We start from the raw sequence: 18,810 nt of genomic DNA on the forward strand, positions 1-18,810 counted from the left end.
TTCTGAATGTGTAATTTGAAGTCGCAAATTGCGACATCAAGGTTTATAAGCTATGGCGAAAGACAGGGAAAAGATAGAGGGTAAGGCAAGCGAACAGGTCGCAAATTGCGGCCAGTTACCAGAGGTTATTGACATAAAGCCGATGATTCGGGTAATCAGAGGCCAACAAGTCATAATTGACAGGGATTTGGCTCTGTTATACGGTGTGGAAACCAGAGTGTTGAACCAAGCTGTAAAACGAAACAGTGAGCGATTCCCAGATGACTTCATGTTTCAACTCAGCAAAGAGGACGTTGAAATCTTGAAATCACAAAATGTGACTTCAAGTTGGGGCGGCGACAGAAGATTGCCTTACGCATTTACAGAACAAGGTATTGCCATGCTTAGCTCTGTCTTGAAATCACAAACTGCCGTAGATGTGAATATCCGCATTATGCGAGCCTTTGTGTCCATGCGCCGTTTCATTGCCACTAATGCTCAACTGTTCCAGCGGCTTGAAACGATAGAATACCATCAACTGGAAATGAAACAGCATCAAGAGGTAACGGACAAGCGCATTGACGAGGTTTTCAAGCGACTTGACGCAAACATTCCACCCATACAAGGCATATTCTATGATGGACAAGTGTTTGACGCTTACCGTTTCGTGTCTGATTTGATGCGAAAGGCCAAACGTTCAATCGTGCTTATTGATAACTATGTGGATGACACCGTGCTTACCTTGCTTGACAAGAGGGAGAACGGAGTGACGGCAACCATCTACACACAACGTATCAGTAGCCAGTTTCAGTTGGATGTTGACCGTCACAATGCCCAATATCCACTCATAGAGATAAAGCTATTTAATAAAGCGCATGACCGCTTCTTGCTTGTGGACGATGAGGTTTACCACATAGGAGCATCCATCAAAGATTTGGGTAAAAAGTGGTTTGGCTTTACCCTAATGCGTGACATCACGGCAACCGAACTTATCAACAAAATTAAAGAGTAATGACTATGGCAGACAATAAAGATAAGAAAGTCCTTAATGTTCCGGCTTTGCGATTTCCGGAGTTTACGGATGAATGGAAAGAAGTACTTTTTGCAAGTAATCTTGAAAGATTGGAGAATGGAGCGACCTATAACACAAATGATAAAGATGGCGTTCCGATGTCCCGTATAGAAACAATATCAACAGGACGTATAGACTATACAAAAGTTGGTCATTGTTCTACTCCTCAAAAAATAGAACATTATATAATGCGATATGGTGACATTCTTTTTAGCCATATCAATAGCCTAAAGCATATAGGAAAGACCGCATATTATAGTGCAGAAGAACCTTTATATCATGGGATGAATTTGTTATTATTTCGTTGTAAGAACAATGTCGATTCTAAATTTTTCTTTTTCCTCATAAATAATACCCATTTCATACGTAAATGTCAAATTTTAGCAAAACAAGCCGTAAATCAAGCAAGTATTAGTACCTCCGATTTGAAGAAGATAAAAGTATATATCCCCGATATAAATGAACAATCAAAAATACAGAAATTCCTTTCTCTGATTGAAAAACGTATTGAGCTGCAAAACAAAATCATTGAGAAATACGAATCCTTAATTCAGGCGATATGCGATACCTTGATTGAACAAGAAACGCAGCAAGTCACATTATCTTTTAGTGACTTTGGGCAATCATATTCAGGGTTATCAGGAAAAAGCGCAGATGATTTTGGTGAAGGTTATCCGTTCATAACATACATGAATGTCTATCAGAATCAAATCATTGATTTAACAGATGTGGGGCTTGTAAAAATCAATGAAACAGAACAACAGTCTGTTGTTCGTTATGGCGATATTCTTCTTACGTTATCTTCTGAAACGCCGGAAGAAGTTGGAATGGGTGCAGTGTATTTGGGAGAAACTTATCCTTTGTATCTGAATAGTTTCTGCTTTGGTATTCATATAACCGATGAATCCAAGATATATCCTCCATTTTTGGCTTATTATGTTTCATCACAATCATTTAGAAAAGCCGTGTATCCATTGGCACAGGGCAGCACACGCTTTAATTTGCAGAAAAGTGACTTTATGAAGAAAAAGTTTTCTTTTCCAGTGATAGAAAAGCAACACAAAATATACTCAATCCTCAAAATCTATTCCGACAAACTAATTGTTGAAAAACTGATAATGAGATTGCTTTGTAATCAAAAGTGTTATCTGTTACGCCAGTTGTTTATATGAACATCTGACGTAACAGATACTCTTTCTCTTTGGTGTATGATTGTAACAAATTTTTCTCTATCTCAATCTTTGCTTGGATAGTTTTCAAGATTCCAGCTATAGTGTTGGCCTCACTTTTTGAAATAGGAAGAGGAACGGAATTTTCCAAAAATCTTCCATTGGTTATGTTTATAGTGTTCTTTGCACCTTTTTGTATGAGCGGATGAAGATAGTTGAAAGCATTACTTGGTTGCATAAAATAGAAATGCAAAATTACGCCTACACTATCACTTGCAGGAATATAAACTCCATACAAAGGTGAAACAGCTACATCTTCTCGAATATCGCTACGCTTTATTATACCATACGGGAAATCACCAGTCGGACTTTTCGTATAAACAATATCTCCGTATTTGACAATATTATAGTGACTTGTCTGTTTCGCTGCAAAAGAACGTCCAAGATATTCAATTTGATTTACAACCCCTTGGCTGACAGACACAGAACAAATGGTTCTTCCATCAACATTCTTCTCATTCCGCTCTTGCAAAACCTTACATAGGTCTATTCTTCGCCACGTACCCTTGCTTATCCCATCCATCTTTGCCTTATAAATAATCGCCTGAATTAAGGATGATAATACGGCAATGTCAGCCCTTGCAGATAAACTCTATTCATCTACGAAAGGCGAAACTTATTCTTTTCGACAGCTCTTTGATGTGGTTAATGAGAGGAACAAGAAACTTACATACTCCAATGTTTTATCAGCCAGTCAAGAATTGGGGATGATTGAACGGAGCGATATAAACATAGACATTAAATTTGAGCAAGATAGCATCAGTAAATATAAGATTGTCCGCAGAGGTGATTATGTAGTTCATCTTCGCTCATTTCAAGGTGGTTTTGCTTTTTCAGATAGAACTGGAATATGCAGTCCTGCATATACAATCCTGCGCCCCCATGATATGGTAGTATATGGTTATCTTTCCTATTTTTTTACGTCAAAACCATTTATAAAGTCACTCAAACTTGTTACATACGGTATTCGTGACGGACGTTCAATCAATGTAGAAGAATGGTTGGATATGACGGTAACACTTCCAACAAAACGTGAACAGTCACACATTCTTGCAATCATAAATGCAATAGATAACAAATTGCACAATGAAAATCAGATACATAATTATATGTTTCGACAAAGGACATACTTGCTGAAAACGATGTTTATATAAACATATTGCGTAATAAATAGTTTCGTTGCATCACCAGACTTTGCATAATGCGTTGTTCACAAGACAATTTTAAGGATAACGAGTTGAGAATTTTCGCTATACGTTTTTGCTCGTCTATATTAGGTATGCGGTGAGTTGTATTAAAAAAATCAATCACAGAAATGTTAAGTAATCCATGATTCCTTGCACCTTCACCTGCTATATCAGCAACACCTTTATACCATTTCTTGGATTCAAAGTAATGTGCAAGAAAGTCTGCATCTACCTTGCTTGAATCAGGTCGAAAACAGATATACAAAGGGGATAATACGCCTTTATCATACCGTTCCAATCGTTTTATTGCACCCCATGTGTAATCACCCGAATAACTTTTATTATAGGCAAAATCCCCTTTCTGTAAAAGATAATATCCTTCCAAATTTTCACTTGCAACAGTCTTATTGAAGAAATCTTCTTGGTTGACAAGTCCATATTGCGCCGCAATAGTCAAAACTTGTCTGCATTGTCTACCTATATTTTTAGTTTGAATCCTTTGGCATATATCAGAAAGTTTAACCAATTTCCACTCCTTGCTGTATGGTGATAACCTTTTAGCAGGCATTGATTCTTTGGGAGTACAGAATAGAGTTTCTGCAATGGCTGACTTTAATTTCTTCAAATCCTCAATGATTTTGTTCTGAGTTGAAATACGGTCATCTATTAACTGTAATAAAGTTGCAATTTTAATTTGCTCATCTTGCGCTGGTTTATATATTGGCATATCAAAAAACACGTCATCTTTAATGCTTACTCGGTCAAATCTAACCCCAGAATCACCATGAGAATATACATATGAATGCCAAGCAGAACTCTTAAAACGGTAATAAAGGAATTTGGGAAATATGTTATGTACAGAAAAACAGAGGTATAAGGGTGATATTATTCCAGCATCTTCCCCCTCATAGATATTAACAGGACCAAATGGAGCTGCGGTTGATTTTCTTGGATTATAAACAAAGTCACCATTACATATAACATAATACCCATCTGTATTTTCCGTATTTGCAATTTCTCTATCGAAGTAATTACCTTGCGGAACAAGACCTAAGTTTGCAGAATTACACAAAACATTCTTAACTATATTCCCTTTGTTTTTCTTCGTAATCTTTGTAGCGAAATCACTCAATCTCAATTTTTCCCATTCACCGCTAAACTCCGGGAATCGCAAAGCCGGAACATCGCACACTATATTTCTCTAATTATAAGAACCAATTATTTAGAAATCATGATTCATAAAACAGTTAGAGAAATTGCGGCGGCTTGGAAAGAATACAAGCGTCCTTATGTGAAGCAGTCCACAATGGCAGCTTATGTGTTAATCTTGGAGAACCACGTTCTTCCTTACTTCGGGGATGGTGATTCGCTCCACGAACAGGAGGTGCAGGCTTTCGTCTTGCAAAAGTTGGAACGTGGTTTGAGTGTCAAAACAGTCAAGGACATTCTGATTGTCCTTAAAATGGTGATGAAATTCGGGGTCAAAAATGAGTGGATGACCTATTATGAATGGGATATAAAGTATCCCACGACCTCCACCAACAAGGAACTGGAAGTGCTGTCTGTCGCCAATCATAGAAAGATACTAAACTACATCCAAAGCCACTTCACTTTTACCGGGCTTGGCATCTATATCAGTCTTAGTACCGGGCTGCGCATCGGAGAAATTTGCGCATTGAAATGGAGCGACATCAATGTAGCAGACGGCACAATAACAGTAAGTCGCACGATTGAGCGCATCTATATCATTGAGGGAGAGAAAAAGCATACAGAACTTATCATCAACACGCCTAAAACCAAAAACTCCTGCCGCGAAATTCCTATGAGCAAGGAATTGTTGGCTATGATTAAACCGTTGAAAAAGGTGGTCAATGAAGATTTCTATGTGCTTACCAACGATGAACGTCCCACAGAGCCACGCACGTATCGCAACTATTACAATGGCTTGATGGTAAAGCTCGACATCCCCAAACTGAAATATCACGGTCTGCGTCACAGCTTCGCCACCCGTTGTATTGAAGCCGGATGCGACTATAAAACTGTCAGTGTATTGTTAGGCCACTCCAATATTTCGACCACGCTCAACCTTTATGTTCATCCCAATATGGAACAGAAGAAGCGTTGCATTTCCAAAATGTTCAAATCATTGGGAAAGTAGAAGTTGTATTCATCTTCTGAATACAGCCCATAGAATTACGGCAAGATAGCTGATGAGCAAAACTATCACCACAAATATGAGCCAACGGTTGGAAAGCCAAATGCCTTCATTGCTTTGGAGGCGTTTGGCCATTTTATTGCTGTGCTTCTCCAACAGCTCTTCTTCGGCCTTGATGTGTTTGGCTGTGCATTGATGCACTTTCGCCAGTTCATCGGTGCCAATTTTGGCATGGATGACGGTGTGCTGTTCCGCCTTGACAATGGCACGGTTGATGCCGTCCACGATATTGTCCGCACTGTCCTTTGCCGCAAGCAAGGCATTGAAAGCCGTCCGTTCCCGTTGGACGGTATGCTTCAAGCTGCCGTGTATGCCGTGCAGTTCTTCCTTTAGCGCATTGATTTCTTTCAGCAAATTACGAAGTTCAATCAGTTGGCAGTTGACTTCCTGAAGCAGTCCGTCAAGTTCCCGTTTGTCCTGCTCCAGTTCATCTTCGGATGTATAATTGGCAAGCCTCTCACGTAGAGCCGCCGTATCGGGTTGTTTCATTGCGTTGCTGTTTTTAGGTTTGTCATTTCCGTTTTATTCCGCCTTTGGGATGTCTGCCGATTCTGTTTGAAGCGGCTTGCGCACATCTACGGGCAAATTCTATCTCATCCTCTTTTGGGTCGCGTCCCCATTTCAAGTCTGACTGCGAACCGCCGCCACCTCCGCCCGATGTCACATCATAGGGAGAAGTTATAAGAGTGAAGTAAGCCATCGCCAAGTTCTGCAAGTCCTGCCAGTTGGCCAGTTCCCGGTAGTCGAACTCGTCATTGAAAAAGTCAAGCACCTTGTCCGGGAGATAACGCTTGTAGGTCTTGCCGTCATGCTCAAACTCCGTAGGCTGACGATTCGGTTTATAAGTGGTATAGTTCTCGAATATCAGGTTACTTTGGTATATAACAGGCTGTGGCTTTTGTTGCGTACCAATGGGAATGGACGGCTTCGATGTCGCTACAACAGGCTGTTTGGTTGCCGGACGGACTTGTTGCGCCTTACCTTGATGCAGTTTTTCCCATGTTTGCCTGATACGGGATGCAGTCAGGTTGCGCCCCTTTCCAAGTTCCGATGCCTTGAACTTCGTGTTGCCTTTGAGAAGCACATAACCACGTATGACATCTTTCTTGTCCTTGCGCAGATACAAGTCGTAGCCTTTGGCGGCAAGCCTTTCTTGGTAGCCGTCCCAAGACCACTTGTCAAGCTCGCGCAAGACTTCCATGCAGTCGGCACTGACTTTCGGGATGTTGGTTTCATGGATGTGCTGCGCCGTAGTCCATCCCCTTTGTCGGGCTATCATTTCAGCCGCCCGTTGTGCGCGCAGGTGTATGGCGTGGTCGTTGTTGATGTTCCCGTCCTCGTCCACACGGCTGACGATGGCATGAAGATGGGGTATGCCGCTGTCGGATTCCTCATGCAACCATACAGACGATTTGCTGCCCGATATGTTCGTCCGTGCGGAAACTATCTTGCCGTCCTTGTTGCGGATTTCCTGCATGTCGAAAGCGGCGGCGAAGTCCTGCCACAGTTGCCGCCAATCCTCCAAAGTGAAGTTTTCGGTATTCTCCATCGCCGGGCTTATCTCCATGCGGATGACATTGTTCTTGATATTCGGATGGTTCATCGTGGCAAACTTCATTTCCGTAAAAATACCTGTCGCATCCATACCCTGCGGCATGAAGTTGTCGCAGATACGGGTAATCCTTTCTGGATGCTTCTTGTTCCTTGACTCACCCGACACATAGAGCATCGCCCTGATGCCGTGGGCTACGGCCTTTGCCTTGGCTATCATGCTCCGTCCTCCTTAGCATTTTCGTTTGTTGTTCCTGCCGGATAACTGTTGGCCGTCTGTGCGGACTGCAAGAAGTCGGTGACACGGTTTGTGACAAATGCCACTTTCTCGTACCAGTCAAGCATGATAGGCTGCTGGCGGAAAAGGCGTATCTTCTCGTTGTCGGTCAGTCCGTGCAGGGCGTTGGCGAAGTTCACCATGTCAGTCCTGCAAGCCGCAAGTTGCCGCAATCCGTCCAAATCCTTGTCGGAAAGCCTTTGCCGTGGCTTGTAGCCGAGTGCCCTCGCACGGATGAAATTGCTGCGTGTCATGCCGCACTGGTCAGCGGTACTTTTGATTTGTGCAAGCTCCTGTTCCGTGACTTTGGTGACCACCACCTTGTCACGCCTTACAACAGGCTTCTCCTGCCCGGATTGCTGTTTGGAAGTATCTTCTTCGTATGCCATAAACAAAGTTCTTAGAATGGTTGTAAAAACGGTTTCTATAAAAGGGATGGTGCGAGCCTGCGAGCGGCACGGACAACGGTCTGCCAAGCCGTTGCGAGGGCGTCGTGGTAATACCGTCCGAAGGCGGTAATACCTCGGCATATCTCGCAACTGAACGCTACCGCTCCATGCCAATCCAACCCTCCGCTTGCCACAGCCAGTACAGACTAGTGCCAGTAGGAGTGCCGGAGAATGGAACAACAGAAAGCGTTTGTTTGTACTATACCGTTGTCGGCTCGGCTTCTGACGGCTCTTATTCTTCTCTCTGTTCGTGGATGGATGGGGCGGCTATGCGGCCATTCTCCGCTATTTCCCATTGCAGTAGGCACGGAAAGCTCATCACGGACGCTACCCTTGAACGGCAGGTGTCGATAAGCCCCATGCCCGTAAGCGTGGCAAGCAGGTTGCGTATGCGTTTCCTGCCCATGTTCCATTGCGATGAAAGCTGTTCCTCGGAATACTGCGCCTGACCTGCGGAAAGCATGAGCGGTCTGTGGAAGCCATTGGCAACACCGTCCGTTAAAGCCATCCTCGCCAACAGGTCGCCGAACAATGCGAAGTTGCCTATTTCCCTGCCGTTGTCATCGGTCGTTGTTCCGCACAGCCATTGCATCGCATGGTCGGAAAAACTGAAAGAGAATGATGCAATTCCTGACGGGTACATGAACCTGTATGTTTCCTTGTCCATAAAATCTATGACTTTATAAATGTGATACTGTTTTTATTTGAATGGAATGAAGCCATGCAGGTATCTGTATAGAAATACCGACTTGCTTTTTGTTGTACCCTGCACGGCTTGAAATAGTTGAATTGCGTATAAGTAGAAAGGTATTTGGTGAAAGCCACGCATCAGCCGGTCAATAAGCCCTGTCCCGAAATAAGGGAAGAAAATAAACTGCATGGACAGACACCTAACATACTCCTTTCCAGCTTTAGCACACGGTCACTTGTTTGCTCCGTTGCTGTTAGCGTTGCCCGAAAACGGTTGTCCGGGTGCAGGCCGCTTGTCAAGGCTCGACACGGCACGGCTGATATCCGTCGCGTTCACCGCAATGGAAAGCAATGCCTTGTTGACAGTTACCAACTGCCGCTTGTCGCAAAACTCCGCCACACGCTCCAGCAATCCGAACGCACGGTTCAACCGATGTCCCTGTATGTTGTCCGCTGTCAACCTGTCGTTGTCCGTGCCGCTGTTTAGATAGCGGTTGAGCGCAAGGCGGTCATCCGCCGAAATGCTTTCTGCCGTTGCCTTGCCGTCAGCGATGACTATGCTCACGCGCAGTGCATCCGCTTCGTAGATACCAACACTCTCCAAGAATGTGCGGATTGCCTGTACGTCCTTGCCGCTAACTTCACGCTTACGGCTCTCGTTCTTCTTTACGGTCGGAACAGACGAAGCTGCTTCGGACTGTTCCATGTTCTTGTTCATTTCCATAATACAGTTTTAATGTGAATAAAAAGTTCATTGTCTTTCGTTCATTTCCTGAATCTTGGCAGCCGCTTCCTCCTTGATTTCGTCAACTGACTTTGATTTTGCGCCATGCACCCATTCAATCAGTTTCTTTTTCTCAAAGAAAATGAGTTTGCCCGCAGGCTTGAAGTACGGCAGTTGGTTCAAGTGCGTCATCTTATATAGGGTGCTTTTGGCAATGCCGAGAAAGTTAGCCGCTTCCTCTAAGTTCAGTACTTCCTTGGCCGCATAGCAAAGGTTTTCCAGTCGGTTCACCCGTTCCTGAAGCTCAGCAATCTTGCGCTCCTGTTCGAGATTCATTTTTGATGTCTTGTTTTCTGTCATGATGTTGTATTTTATGAGTTTGTTAATCAATTTCGACCACAAATGTATATGGTTTGATTTGTAGAATTGCAAGTCAAATGATTGATTTATAATCATTTATCATATTGAAAATCAGCATTTTCCGCTCATTGTACAACTCTGAATATGTCGCTTTGTCCGGCTATGTAGCCATGCGGTATTTTTTGCCAACTTACTGATTGGACACACATTCAGCATTGCTGATAATGGCAGGTGGGTTGTACATTTGTCCAAGACAGTGTGCAACGGCAGAAATGCCATAGTGTACAAATGACATAAAACAGATTTTAACAGACCTTTGGAATAAGCAACATAAGTCTGTGTGTGAGGCATTTGCTGTATCTTCCTGAAAATGCCCGTGTGATATAAATGGTTGATTGACAACATATTTATAAGAAATTGCTTGCTTTTCACGGGACAAAATCGTACCTTTGCAGAGGAAAGAGAAGTCCATGACAAGGGATGCCGGACTTGAAGCGTTCTTGATTTTATTTTCCTGTGGTTTTGTCCCGTTTTTGTCCCGTCCGGGATTTGTCTCACGGAATAATATCTTGCAAATAGCTGGTTTACAGAAGGTTGCAAGTGAAAGAAAGCGTAAAAATACGCTAACCACCAGTAACCACCAAAAAGGACCCTATTATAAATAAAAAAGGCATGGAACTCGGCTCGCGGGCTTCAATTTTTCGGAGCATTGCCACCCAGTTGTCCTGACGAGGTCAGGAATAGCCCCGGCCGCCCATCCTTTTCGGAGCAAATGCACCCAGTCTGAGAGATGAACAGACTGGCCATCAATGTCTTTCGGAGCATTGCCACCCACCAGGATCTGTATCTTTGCACCTCAATGATAAAATTGAGGGAAATATGGCAGGCAAACGAACAGAGATGAGCAAGATCAAACAAATACTATTACTTCACAAGGACGGCATGTCCAACCGGAAGATTGGGGAACGGCTTGGTCTTTACAAAGAAACGGTGAACAAATATGTCAATGCGGCGAAGTCAGACAGCAAGAGCATCGAAGAACTCATAAAGATGGACGAGCCAGAACTCCAGCACCGTTTCAGTGCAGGAAATGCCGCCTACACGGACAAGCGCTTTGATGCGCTGCAGGAAGATCTGGAGTACTATGTCAGGGAGTTGGAAAGGCGGCATGTCACCATGTACCTTCTATGGGAAGAATACCGGCAGAAACATCCGGACGGTTATGGATACACTCAGTTCTGTTACCATCTGAACCAGCACAAGGCCTCGGCAGCCCCTGAAGTGTCATTGCCGAAGAGCAACTTCAGGGAAGGTGGCAACGAGCTCTTCATCGACTTGGCAGGAGACACGATGTCGTATGTGGATCTTGATACGGGGGAAGAAGTCAAATGCCAGATCTTCGTTGCATGCCTCCCGGCATCAGACTATGGCTATGCGATGGCCGTACCAAGCCAGAAGGTGGAAGACTTCCTCCATGCGCTCTCCAGCTGTCTCAGACATATAGGAGGCGTCCCCAGGATACTTGTCACAGACAATCTGAAATCTTCTGTCGCAAGGCCTGACAGATATATGCCGGAGCTGAATGTGATAATGGAGGACTTCGCCAATCATTACGGCTGCGTAACGATACCGGCACGTTCCGGACATCCGAAGGACAAAGCCCTGGTAGAAGATCAGGTACAGATCGTCTACAGACGGGTATATGCACCTTTGCGCAATAAAATGTTCCACTCAATCCGGGAGCTGAACATGGCAATAGCCGAAAAGATGAAACAGCATAACCAGAAACGGATGCAGAGACTGCCTTTCACCAGGGAGGAACGGTTCCTGTCACTGGACAAGCCAAGACTCCGGGAGCTGCCGGAAAAGGACTTTGAGATCATATACAGGACAGAGCTTCTTGTACAGAACAGCAGTCACATCTATATGGGCAGGGACAAGGTATATTACTCTGTCCCGTATCATCTTACAGGCAAGAAAGTGAAGGTCATCTACACACGCTCCCTGGTAAAGGTCTTCTCTCCGGAAGGGGAACGTGTAGCCGTACACATGAGATGCACTGTCCCCGGACGCTACTGCACAGTGGAAGCCCACATGCCATCATATTACAACGACTATGTGAATCTGTCACCCCAGAAGTATATCGACCGTGCGGCAGCAGTGTCAGAGACACTGGCCACCGTCATCAGAAAGATCTTCGGAAACAACCCCTATACAGTTCCGGAGCAGTACTATAAATCATGTGACGGGCTGTTCCATCTCCAGCGGACCACAAACCCGGAACTCTTCGAAAAGGCATGCAGGGCTGCGATAGAGTTCGACGCATGCCGCTATCCCTTCATCAAAAACCTCATCGAAAGCAAATGCGCCGGTCTGGACAATGATGAAGAATCCACTCTGTTCCCCGAAGCACATGCAAACATAAGAGGCAAAGAATACTTTGCCGACAAATAACCCACTAATACAAACAAATCATGAACGATCAAATCTATCAGGACTTGAAAAGTCTTCACCTTAGCGGCATGGCCCAAAGCTGGATGCTGCTCCATGAAACCCGCAAACTTGGAGAACTGACACTGCAGGACGGAATGGCCGTGCTTATCCAGGCCGAACATGACCAGAGAACAAACAACAGGACCGCCAGACTGCTCTCTCAGGCAAGGTTCCGCTACAATGCCTCAATTGAGGAACTTGCCTTCAATACGGCTCAAGGAAGAGACAAAAACCAGATCCTGTCACTGGCAACATGCGAATACATAAAACAAGGCGCATCTGTACTTGTGACAGGCCCGGCCGGAGTCGGGAAAAGCTTCATCGCTTCCGCTTTGGGATATCAGGCCTGCTTCGCCGGATACAAGGTCAGATATGCCAATATGCAGAAACTCCTGGAGGATATGCATATGGCAAGAATAGAATCCAAGGCTGCCCGGTTCTTTGACAAGATGGCTGCACTTGACCTGCTTATCATCGATGACTTCGGAATGAAGATACTTGACGGACAGCAGTTGCTTGACTTTATGGAGCTTATAGAAGACAGGCACGGGAGAAAGTCGACAATCATAGCCAGCCAACTTCCTGTCAAGAACTGGTATGATATACTTGCTAAGAATCCGACAATAGCGGATGCCATACTCGACAGAGTAGTCAAATCTGCATATAGAATAGATCTCAACGGAGTGAGTATGAGAAAATAGATATATCTTTGCCATATATCCAGAGATACAGGTAATCTTAGTGGGTGGTTATGACTGAAATCCCTGGGTGGCTATCGACCGAAATACGCAGTCCAGGTCCGATCTCCGACCCTCCGGCCTCGAAAAGAATCATTTACAGACATTTTTTACAATAAAAAGAGTTGCATGCATATTATATTTTATATATTTGCAATATATAATACTCTTTTAAATATATAAAATATGTTTTTCAACCCTAAACTTCAAGATTCCAATTGCTGAAATGTACAGGAATCCGCATTTTTGTTCATGAGATAATCCAGGGCGGCAGCGATAGCGATGCCAGCAGCCATGACGGCAGAGGCAGGGATGGCAGCGATTGTGGCGGCAGCGATAGTAGCAGCGGCCGCGGACAGTGGTAATGGCGATCATAGAGACAGAGACAGAGGCGACAGAGATAATGGCCGCGGCGGCCCCATGATTCCACCCGGCGGCATGGTCGCGGCAGAAGAATCCGCAACCGTCGGACCGTCCGGCACAAGCGCTGTTTGAACCCGGAAATCTCTTACGGCAGAGCATACGAACCCTCAAACACCAACATCATGTACGTTCCCGATCATCTGAAATGGCGGATACTTCTGGCTCAGGAGCTGAAACGGTTCTATTTCGAGCGAGAAAATGCCCATCGCAACTGCAAGCGTATCTTCGAACTTTACGGCCGCTACCTGTTAGGCACAACCTATGACACGTTTTTAAGCTATCTCAACCAGTTGAAATACGAGATCGGCAACCTCAAGCTGCCACCCTACATTATCGCGGCGATCGGCCTGCTCGAACCGCTGCGGATTGCCAGCGAACGCCTCCGTTACCGGAAGATGAACGGTTCCTGGAGTTTGCTGGAGATTGTCGAGGAGACCCTGGCGGTACTTCGGGAACGAACGGGTTCATCGCGGAACTACCCGAACCGCATCGCCTGATGACACCCCCGTAATGGCATCCCATAATGCCATCCCCGTAATACCGTCTCCGTAATGGCACCCCGAATGGTACCCCCGTAATGGCACCTCCGCAATGCAGCCCGCCCCATCGACGGAATGACAACCCGCGGTTAGCGGCCCCGCATCGTCACCCTCCCATCTCCCATCTTTTCCTGCCTCCACAAAGGGAAGAGCGTATAAACCGAATTCACCCCTGCCACAAAACCTTGTGACAGGGGTGAAATGCGAATTCCGAGACCTCAGCGGCCGGGTTCCGGATCAGCGGAAAGAAGGGGATTCGAACCCCTGAAACCCTTTTGAGGTTTACTCGCTTTCCAGGCGGGCCAGTTCAACCACTCCTGCATCTTTCCGTAAGGTGCTGCAAAAGTACGCAATATTTCCGGAATCTGCAAATGACGGCGATTTTTTCTGCACCAAAAGCCCGGGGAGAGACGCAGCATCCACCGAGCCGGTCCTCCACCAACCAACGGGCGCCTGCCCGGCCGCTGCCGTCTCCTGCATCCGGAAGCGGCCGCTCCTCTCCCTGCAATCCGGCACAGCACCGGCCGCCTGCACCTCTCCCTGCAATCCGAAGCTACCGGATATAGCTCGTCACGATGCGCGGTTCGGGTTCGGGGCGTTTTTCCGACGCCGTCAGCCCGGCCTTCAGCACCCGGGCCATGTTCCGTCCGAGGACCCGCATGATCTGCAAACCCTCCAGATCCTGCGCCGCCTCGCCGGGCTGACGCCCGTGCACACTGTTCCAGTACTGCGACGAGACGACCGGCATGTTCGAGATCGTGAAATATTTGTTCAGCCGGTCGAATGCGGCACTGGCGCCCCCGCGGCGGCACACCACAACCGCAGCTGCGGGTTTGTAGGCCAGCCGGTCCGTGCAGGAGACGAACAAGCGGTCGAGCAGGGCACACAGCGAACCGTTGGGCCCGGCAAAGTAGACCGGCGACCCAACGATGAGGCCATCGGCCTGGGCGAGTTTCTCCCGGACCAGCATATAGAGGTCGTCCTCGAATGCACAGCAGCCGGTCTGGGAACAGGACCAGCAGGCGATACATCCGGGAACGGGTCTGGTACCCAGCGGAATGATTTCGGTTTCGATGCCCTCGGCTTCGAGCGTGCGGGCCACTTCTCGCAACGCGATGAAGGTATTCCCCTCACGATGCGGACTTCCATTGATCAGCAAGACTTTCATGGGTTCAATCAGATAAGGTAACCACAGCGTTCCGGACGACATACGACGACAGGGTTTCTCTCCCGGCCCGACGCCCGAAAGCGCCGTCCGACGTACACTCCGCCCGGAAGGCAGAACAAAGATACAAAATCCGCCGCAAATTCCGAAATCGGAATTCCGTCCCCACGCCGGGCAGTCGGATTGGGGGGGGGTGCAACCTGCAACAATCTGCGTCCCGGAGCACGGATCATCGGATTGAACGAAGGAGTGCGCGGCCCCCCTGTTTCCGCTCCGCACAGAAAAAGACAGCCCGAACAAATCGGGCTGTCTTTTTCTGGCGGGAAGATTCCGCATCGGAACCACCTCCGGTCCGCGCCTCCGCAAATTATTTCGCAGCTTCAGCGGTCTCGGTGCAAGCATTGCAAGCGGCAGCCGAATCGCACTTCTCGGCGCAGCAGGCGGCGTTCGAGTCGCACTTCCCGCAAGCGGCAGCCTCAACGGTAGCGGCAGCTTCGGTAGCAGCGGCCTCAGCGGCAGCCTTCTTGTTGTTGTTTCCACAGCAGCCTACCATAGCGACGGCAGCCAGAACGATGACAAAAGAGAAAATCTTTTTCATAGCGTCAAACGTTTAATTATTAATAATTCTTATAAACATCGCAAAGATAGATATTCGCGGGAAAAAAGCAAAGAAAAACGGGGATTTTCAAAAACGGAAGGAATTTATTCCAAAAGGTCCGCGACGGAGATCACCTCGTTCTTGAGGAATGCCTTCGGGAATGTTGCCGACACCCTACCTTTCAGGATAATAGCCTCTTCGGTCGTGAGGCAGTTTCCGACCGAAACCGAGAACCAGGGGCTTTCATAAACCATGTATACCTTGATCCCGGGGAATGTCTCCTCGAAGAGTTCCTTGGCGGCGATCGCCCCGCTCCGGGCATCGGGGCCGTTGTCAAAGAAGATGCAGACGCGGTGTCCCTTGTAGGAGAGGCGTTGAGCGGCCTGCGCGGCCTGAGCGACGGCCCGTGCGGCATCGCCGTGTTCGGAGACGAGCACCCGGGCCGGGTCAAAGAATGCGGAACCGGCCGTCGGCCGGGCCAGCCGCTGCTTGAAGGCATCGAGCGACTGCGCGTGGGTCCCGGAAGCCGCCGCAAGGAGTATCCAGGTAAGGATCAGCGGGATGAATCTCATTTTATTTCAGATAATTTTCGACATCCTGAATCGACAGTCCAAAGGTATTCAAAAAATCGGACAACGGCATCTTTTCACGCGAAAATTTCACGGGAGCAGGTCCCCCGCGCCCCTCGACGGCACACGAGACGAACACCTGCCCGAACTCTCCGGCTCTGGCCTTCCGGGCCAGCAGATAGATCGCCAGTGGGTCGGAGATCTGCAGCCGCCAGCGGGTTGCGAAGCTCTGGAGCGTGCGCCGGGGCACCGTCACGGGATCGCGCAACACGACGGTTCCGACGCGGGAGTTGCCGTAATAGATTCCGATTTCGGCCGACGAGAGGGTGAGATTGTATCCCGAGCCGTTGTCGATGCGCACAACCACCTCGGCACCGGTCAGCCCCTGCCGTTCGACCTTCTCCACCCCGAGGAAGCGGACCTTGTCGGCAGCCTTCTCCACGGCCCGGCGACAGGAACCGGCCGACAGGGCCACAGCGAGGATCATCAGCGCCGGCAACCACTTTTGCACCTTCATCTTCATCATCGTTCTCCGGTATAAATTTGGGCAATTCCGCAGCTTTGGCTCCGGGCCCTGCAGTTTTTGAATCCGGCGGCCTCCAGCCGACGGAGGAACTCCGCGGGGAGCGGGAACTCCCCGACCGAAGCGGGGAGATACTCGTAGGCTTTGCGGTCATGCGAGACCATGCCCCCGATGCGTGGCAGGATCCGATAGGAGTAGAATTCGTAGACGGCGCGGAACAGCGGGTTCGCGGGTCTCGAAAACTCCAGGATCACGACCTTTCCACCGGGTTTGACGACCCGAGCCAGCTCGCGGAGCCCGAGATCGAGGTCGCCGAAGTTGCGCACGCCGAAAGCCACGGTGGCCACATCGACGGAGGCCGGGGCCAGATCGAGGTGTTCGGCATCCCCGTGGTCGAGGACGATCCGTCCGTCGAGCCCCCGGACCTCGACCTTGCGGCGTGCAACGTCGAGCATCCGCTCCGAGAGGTCCACGGCAAGGATCTGCACATCCTTGATCCGGCGGGCCATGGCGATGGCCAGGTCTCCGGTTCCGGTCGCCACATCGAGGATCCGGCGGGGTTTCGCCCGGCGCACGATCCTCACGACGTGGCGGCGCCACAGGCGGTCGATGCTCATCGAGAGCGTATGGTTGAGCAGGTCGTATTTCGGCGCGATATGGTCGAACATCTCGCGGACCTCCTCCTTCTTGGTTTGATCGGTATTGTAGGGTTTCATTCGTAACGGATGGTTTCTTCGGGTTTGACATGGGCGACGACGGCCGTCGGGATCACCAGCAGGGCGACGATGGCGGCGACGAATCCGACATTGAGCGCCAGCCACCAGCCCCAGTCGAGCGCCACGGGGACTTCGGAGAGGAGATAGCCTTCCGAGTCGAGTTTGACCAGGTGGGTCCAGTGCTGGATCAGGCAGAGGCCGACGCCGACGATATTTCCCCAGCAGAGGCCGCGCAGGGTAACGAACGCGGCCCTCCAGAGGAAGATGCGGCGGATCTCGCCGTTGCGCATTCCGAGGGCCTTCAGGAGTCCGATCATGCGCGTGCGTTCGAGGACGAGGATCAGCAGCGCCGAGGTCATGTTGAAGAAAGCCACGACGAGCATGATGACGATGATGACCGCGGCATTCACGTCATGGGCCTTGAGCCAGTCGAAGATGTTGGCGTAGCGCTCCGTGACGCTCTCCACGGCGAGGTTTTCCGTACCGTCGCCCTCGTCGTAGAGGAGTGTGCGGCCGAGCGTGCGGGCGAACGCCTCGGCCTCATCGAGCGATCGGGTGCGGATCTCGTATCCGGAGATTTCGTCGGGGGACCAGTCAGCGAGGCGCTGTACGTTGCGGATGTCGGTTATGACCAGCGCACGGTCCATCTCTTCCATGCCGGAGTCGAAGATTCCGGCAATCTTGAAACGGTCGCGGCGGGGCATTTCGCCAGATTCGACGAAGAGCATCTCGACCTTGTCGCCGACGCCCAGCTGCAGGCGGTCGGCCAGGACGCGGGCGAGGAGGATGTCCTTCGTGCGGATGGAGTCCCCCACGCGGGGCAGTTCACCGTCGACGAGCCATTCGCGGAGGCTGGACCAGTCGTACCCGGCCTCGACCCCCTTGAGGAGGACCTCGCCCACGGCCTCCGGGGTGCGGACGATCCCGCCCTTGACGGCATAGGGATCCATGCGGACGAACCCGTCGGTTTCGCGGATCAGGTTTTCGAGGTGTCCGTTCCGATGCACGGGTTGCGAATCGAGAGCCTCGACGCCGCGGATATCGGTCACGGCGACATGGGCGGCCAAACCCTCCATCTTGCGGGCGACCTCGCGCTTGAATCCGATGACGACGGCCAGCGCCAGGATCATCACCGCGACACCGATGGCGACCGATCCCACGGCAATGCGCTCCATGACCCCGGGTTTGTTTTCCGGAGTCGGCAGCGCCATGCGGCGAGCGATGAAGAAGGCCAGATTCACGAGCGCACTATTTTGTCGGAAATTTATGCAAAGAAACACATAAATTTCGTATTTTTGCCCGAAATACGGGAAT

At 48.9% G+C, this 18,810-nt stretch carries 21 protein-coding genes and 1 tRNA gene; 7 read left to right on the plus strand and 15 right to left on the minus strand.

Translation table 11 applies throughout. The features are described 5' to 3' along the window. Nucleotides 1–52 precede the first annotated feature (52 nt). Nucleotides 53–991, plus strand: coding sequence for an ORF6N domain-containing protein (locus ABGT65_RS03700; RefSeq protein ID WP_346699832.1), 939 nt, complete (start codon nt 53–55; stop codon nt 989–991). Continuing rightward, a complete protein-coding gene (locus tag ABGT65_RS03705; RefSeq protein WP_346699834.1) occupies nt 991–2,223 on the plus strand; it encodes a restriction endonuclease subunit S in 1,233 nt (410 codons plus the stop codon). The genes ABGT65_RS03700 and ABGT65_RS03705 overlap by 1 nt, the downstream gene beginning before the upstream one ends. Here ABGT65_RS03705 and ABGT65_RS03710 read toward each other — a convergent pair. Further along, entirely contained in the window at nt 2,216–2,752 is a 537-nt protein-coding gene (locus ABGT65_RS03710) for a restriction endonuclease subunit S (RefSeq protein WP_346699836.1), read from the minus strand. The two genes, ABGT65_RS03705 and ABGT65_RS03710, sit on opposite strands and share 8 nt — an antisense overlap. Nucleotides 2,753–2,849: 97 nt before the next feature. Between ABGT65_RS03710 and ABGT65_RS03715 the strand changes: the two genes are divergently transcribed. Continuing rightward, the gene (locus ABGT65_RS03715) at nt 2,850–3,434 is read left to right on the plus strand and encodes a restriction endonuclease subunit S (protein WP_346699838.1); all 585 of its coding nucleotides are present in this window, start codon (nt 2,850–2,852) and stop codon (nt 3,432–3,434) included. Here the strand turns inward: ABGT65_RS03715 and ABGT65_RS03720 are convergent. Beyond that, nucleotides 3,427–4,599 (minus strand): restriction endonuclease subunit S, encoded by a 1,173-nt coding sequence (locus ABGT65_RS03720; RefSeq protein ID WP_346699839.1) that lies wholly within the window; start codon nt 4,597–4,599, stop codon nt 3,427–3,429. The genes ABGT65_RS03715 and ABGT65_RS03720 overlap by 8 nt on opposite strands. 99 nt (nt 4,600–4,698) lie before the next feature. On the opposite strand from ABGT65_RS03720, the gene ABGT65_RS03725 reads away from it, so the two are divergent. Further along, on the plus strand, nt 4,699–5,625 hold the full coding sequence (locus ABGT65_RS03725; protein ID WP_177609160.1) for a tyrosine-type recombinase/integrase: 927 nt from the start codon (nt 4,699–4,701) through the stop codon (nt 5,623–5,625). A 9-nt stretch (nt 5,626–5,634) separates the two neighbouring features. On the opposite strand, the gene ABGT65_RS03730 is transcribed toward ABGT65_RS03725, so the two are convergent. From ABGT65_RS03730 to ABGT65_RS03755, 6 genes are all read right to left on the minus strand, one after another. After that, entirely contained in the window at nt 5,635–6,171 is a 537-nt protein-coding gene (locus ABGT65_RS03730; protein ID WP_177609158.1) for a hypothetical protein, read from the minus strand. A gap of 22 nt (nt 6,172–6,193) precedes the next feature. Further along, complete coding sequence (locus ABGT65_RS03735) at nt 6,194–7,453, minus strand: relaxase (RefSeq protein WP_177609156.1); 1,260 nt, start codon at nt 7,451–7,453, stop codon at nt 6,194–6,196. Further along, nucleotides 7,450–7,899, minus strand: a complete 450-nt coding sequence (locus tag ABGT65_RS03740; RefSeq protein WP_177609154.1) for a plasmid mobilization protein — start codon at nt 7,897–7,899, stop codon at nt 7,450–7,452. Before ABGT65_RS03740 ends, ABGT65_RS03735 begins: the two co-directional genes overlap by 4 nt. 292 nt (nt 7,900–8,191) lie before the next feature. Beyond that, the gene (locus ABGT65_RS03745; RefSeq protein WP_177609152.1) at nt 8,192–8,626 is read right to left on the minus strand and encodes a hypothetical protein; all 435 of its coding nucleotides are present in this window, start codon (nt 8,624–8,626) and stop codon (nt 8,192–8,194) included. 255 nt (nt 8,627–8,881) lie between these two features. Continuing rightward, nucleotides 8,882–9,373 carry a hypothetical protein gene (locus ABGT65_RS03750; protein ID WP_177609150.1) on the minus strand — a complete coding sequence of 164 codons (492 nt, stop codon included), beginning with the start codon at nt 9,371–9,373 and terminating at the stop codon, nt 8,882–8,884. Nucleotides 9,374–9,400: 27 nt separating this feature from the next. Next, nucleotides 9,401–9,733 carry a helix-turn-helix domain-containing protein gene (locus ABGT65_RS03755; RefSeq protein ID WP_177609148.1) on the minus strand — a complete coding sequence of 111 codons (333 nt, stop codon included), beginning with the start codon at nt 9,731–9,733 and terminating at the stop codon, nt 9,401–9,403. 879 nt (nt 9,734–10,612) lie between these two features. Between ABGT65_RS03755 and istA the strand changes: the two genes are divergently transcribed. The 3 genes from istA (at nt 10,613) to ABGT65_RS03770 (ending at nt 13,883) form a co-directional block, all read left to right on the plus strand. Continuing rightward, nucleotides 10,613–12,187: an IS21 family transposase gene (istA, locus tag ABGT65_RS03760; protein WP_346699841.1), complete on the plus strand. Its 1,575-nt coding sequence runs from the start codon at nt 10,613–10,615 to the stop codon at nt 12,185–12,187. Nucleotides 12,188–12,207: 20 nt separating this feature from the next. Then, entirely contained in the window at nt 12,208–12,927 is a 720-nt protein-coding gene (istB, locus tag ABGT65_RS03765; RefSeq protein ID WP_346699843.1) for an IS21-like element helper ATPase IstB, read from the plus strand. A 581-nt stretch (nt 12,928–13,508) separates the two neighbouring features. Beyond that, nucleotides 13,509–13,883: a hypothetical protein gene (locus tag ABGT65_RS03770; RefSeq protein WP_346699845.1), complete on the plus strand. Its 375-nt coding sequence runs from the start codon at nt 13,509–13,511 to the stop codon at nt 13,881–13,883. Between the two features lie 283 nt (nt 13,884–14,166). Here ABGT65_RS03770 and ABGT65_RS03775 read toward each other — a convergent pair. The 7 genes from ABGT65_RS03775 to ABGT65_RS03805 form a co-directional block, all read right to left on the minus strand. After that, nucleotides 14,167–14,254, minus strand: a tRNA-Ser gene (locus ABGT65_RS03775). Between the two features lie 224 nt (nt 14,255–14,478). Continuing rightward, on the minus strand, nt 14,479–15,093 hold the full coding sequence (locus tag ABGT65_RS03780; RefSeq protein ID WP_346699846.1) for a flavodoxin family protein: 615 nt from the start codon (nt 15,091–15,093) through the stop codon (nt 14,479–14,481). Nucleotides 15,094–15,457: 364 nt separating this feature from the next. Then, the gene (locus ABGT65_RS03785; protein WP_346699848.1) at nt 15,458–15,688 is read right to left on the minus strand and encodes a hypothetical protein; all 231 of its coding nucleotides are present in this window, start codon (nt 15,686–15,688) and stop codon (nt 15,458–15,460) included. Nucleotides 15,689–15,792: 104 nt separating this feature from the next. Beyond that, nucleotides 15,793–16,260 carry a hypothetical protein gene (locus ABGT65_RS03790; RefSeq protein WP_346699850.1) on the minus strand — a complete coding sequence of 156 codons (468 nt, stop codon included), beginning with the start codon at nt 16,258–16,260 and terminating at the stop codon, nt 15,793–15,795. A 1-nt stretch (nt 16,261) separates the two neighbouring features. Then, nucleotides 16,262–16,783 carry a hypothetical protein gene (locus tag ABGT65_RS03795; RefSeq protein WP_346699852.1) on the minus strand — a complete coding sequence of 174 codons (522 nt, stop codon included), beginning with the start codon at nt 16,781–16,783 and terminating at the stop codon, nt 16,262–16,264. Beyond that, nucleotides 16,780–17,496 (minus strand): bifunctional demethylmenaquinone methyltransferase/2-methoxy-6-polyprenyl-1,4-benzoquinol methylase UbiE, encoded by a 717-nt coding sequence (ubiE, locus tag ABGT65_RS03800; RefSeq protein WP_346699853.1) that lies wholly within the window; start codon nt 17,494–17,496, stop codon nt 16,780–16,782. The genes ABGT65_RS03795 and ubiE overlap by 4 nt, the downstream gene beginning before the upstream one ends. Beyond that, nucleotides 17,493–18,737, minus strand: a complete 1,245-nt coding sequence (locus tag ABGT65_RS03805; protein ID WP_346699855.1) for an FtsX-like permease family protein — start codon at nt 18,735–18,737, stop codon at nt 17,493–17,495. The genes ubiE and ABGT65_RS03805 overlap by 4 nt, the downstream gene beginning before the upstream one ends. Between the last annotated feature and the right edge of the window lie 73 nt (nt 18,738–18,810).

This window comes from uncultured Alistipes sp., from assembly GCF_963931675.1.
Classification (GTDB): Bacteria; Bacteroidota; Bacteroidia; order Bacteroidales; family Rikenellaceae; genus Alistipes.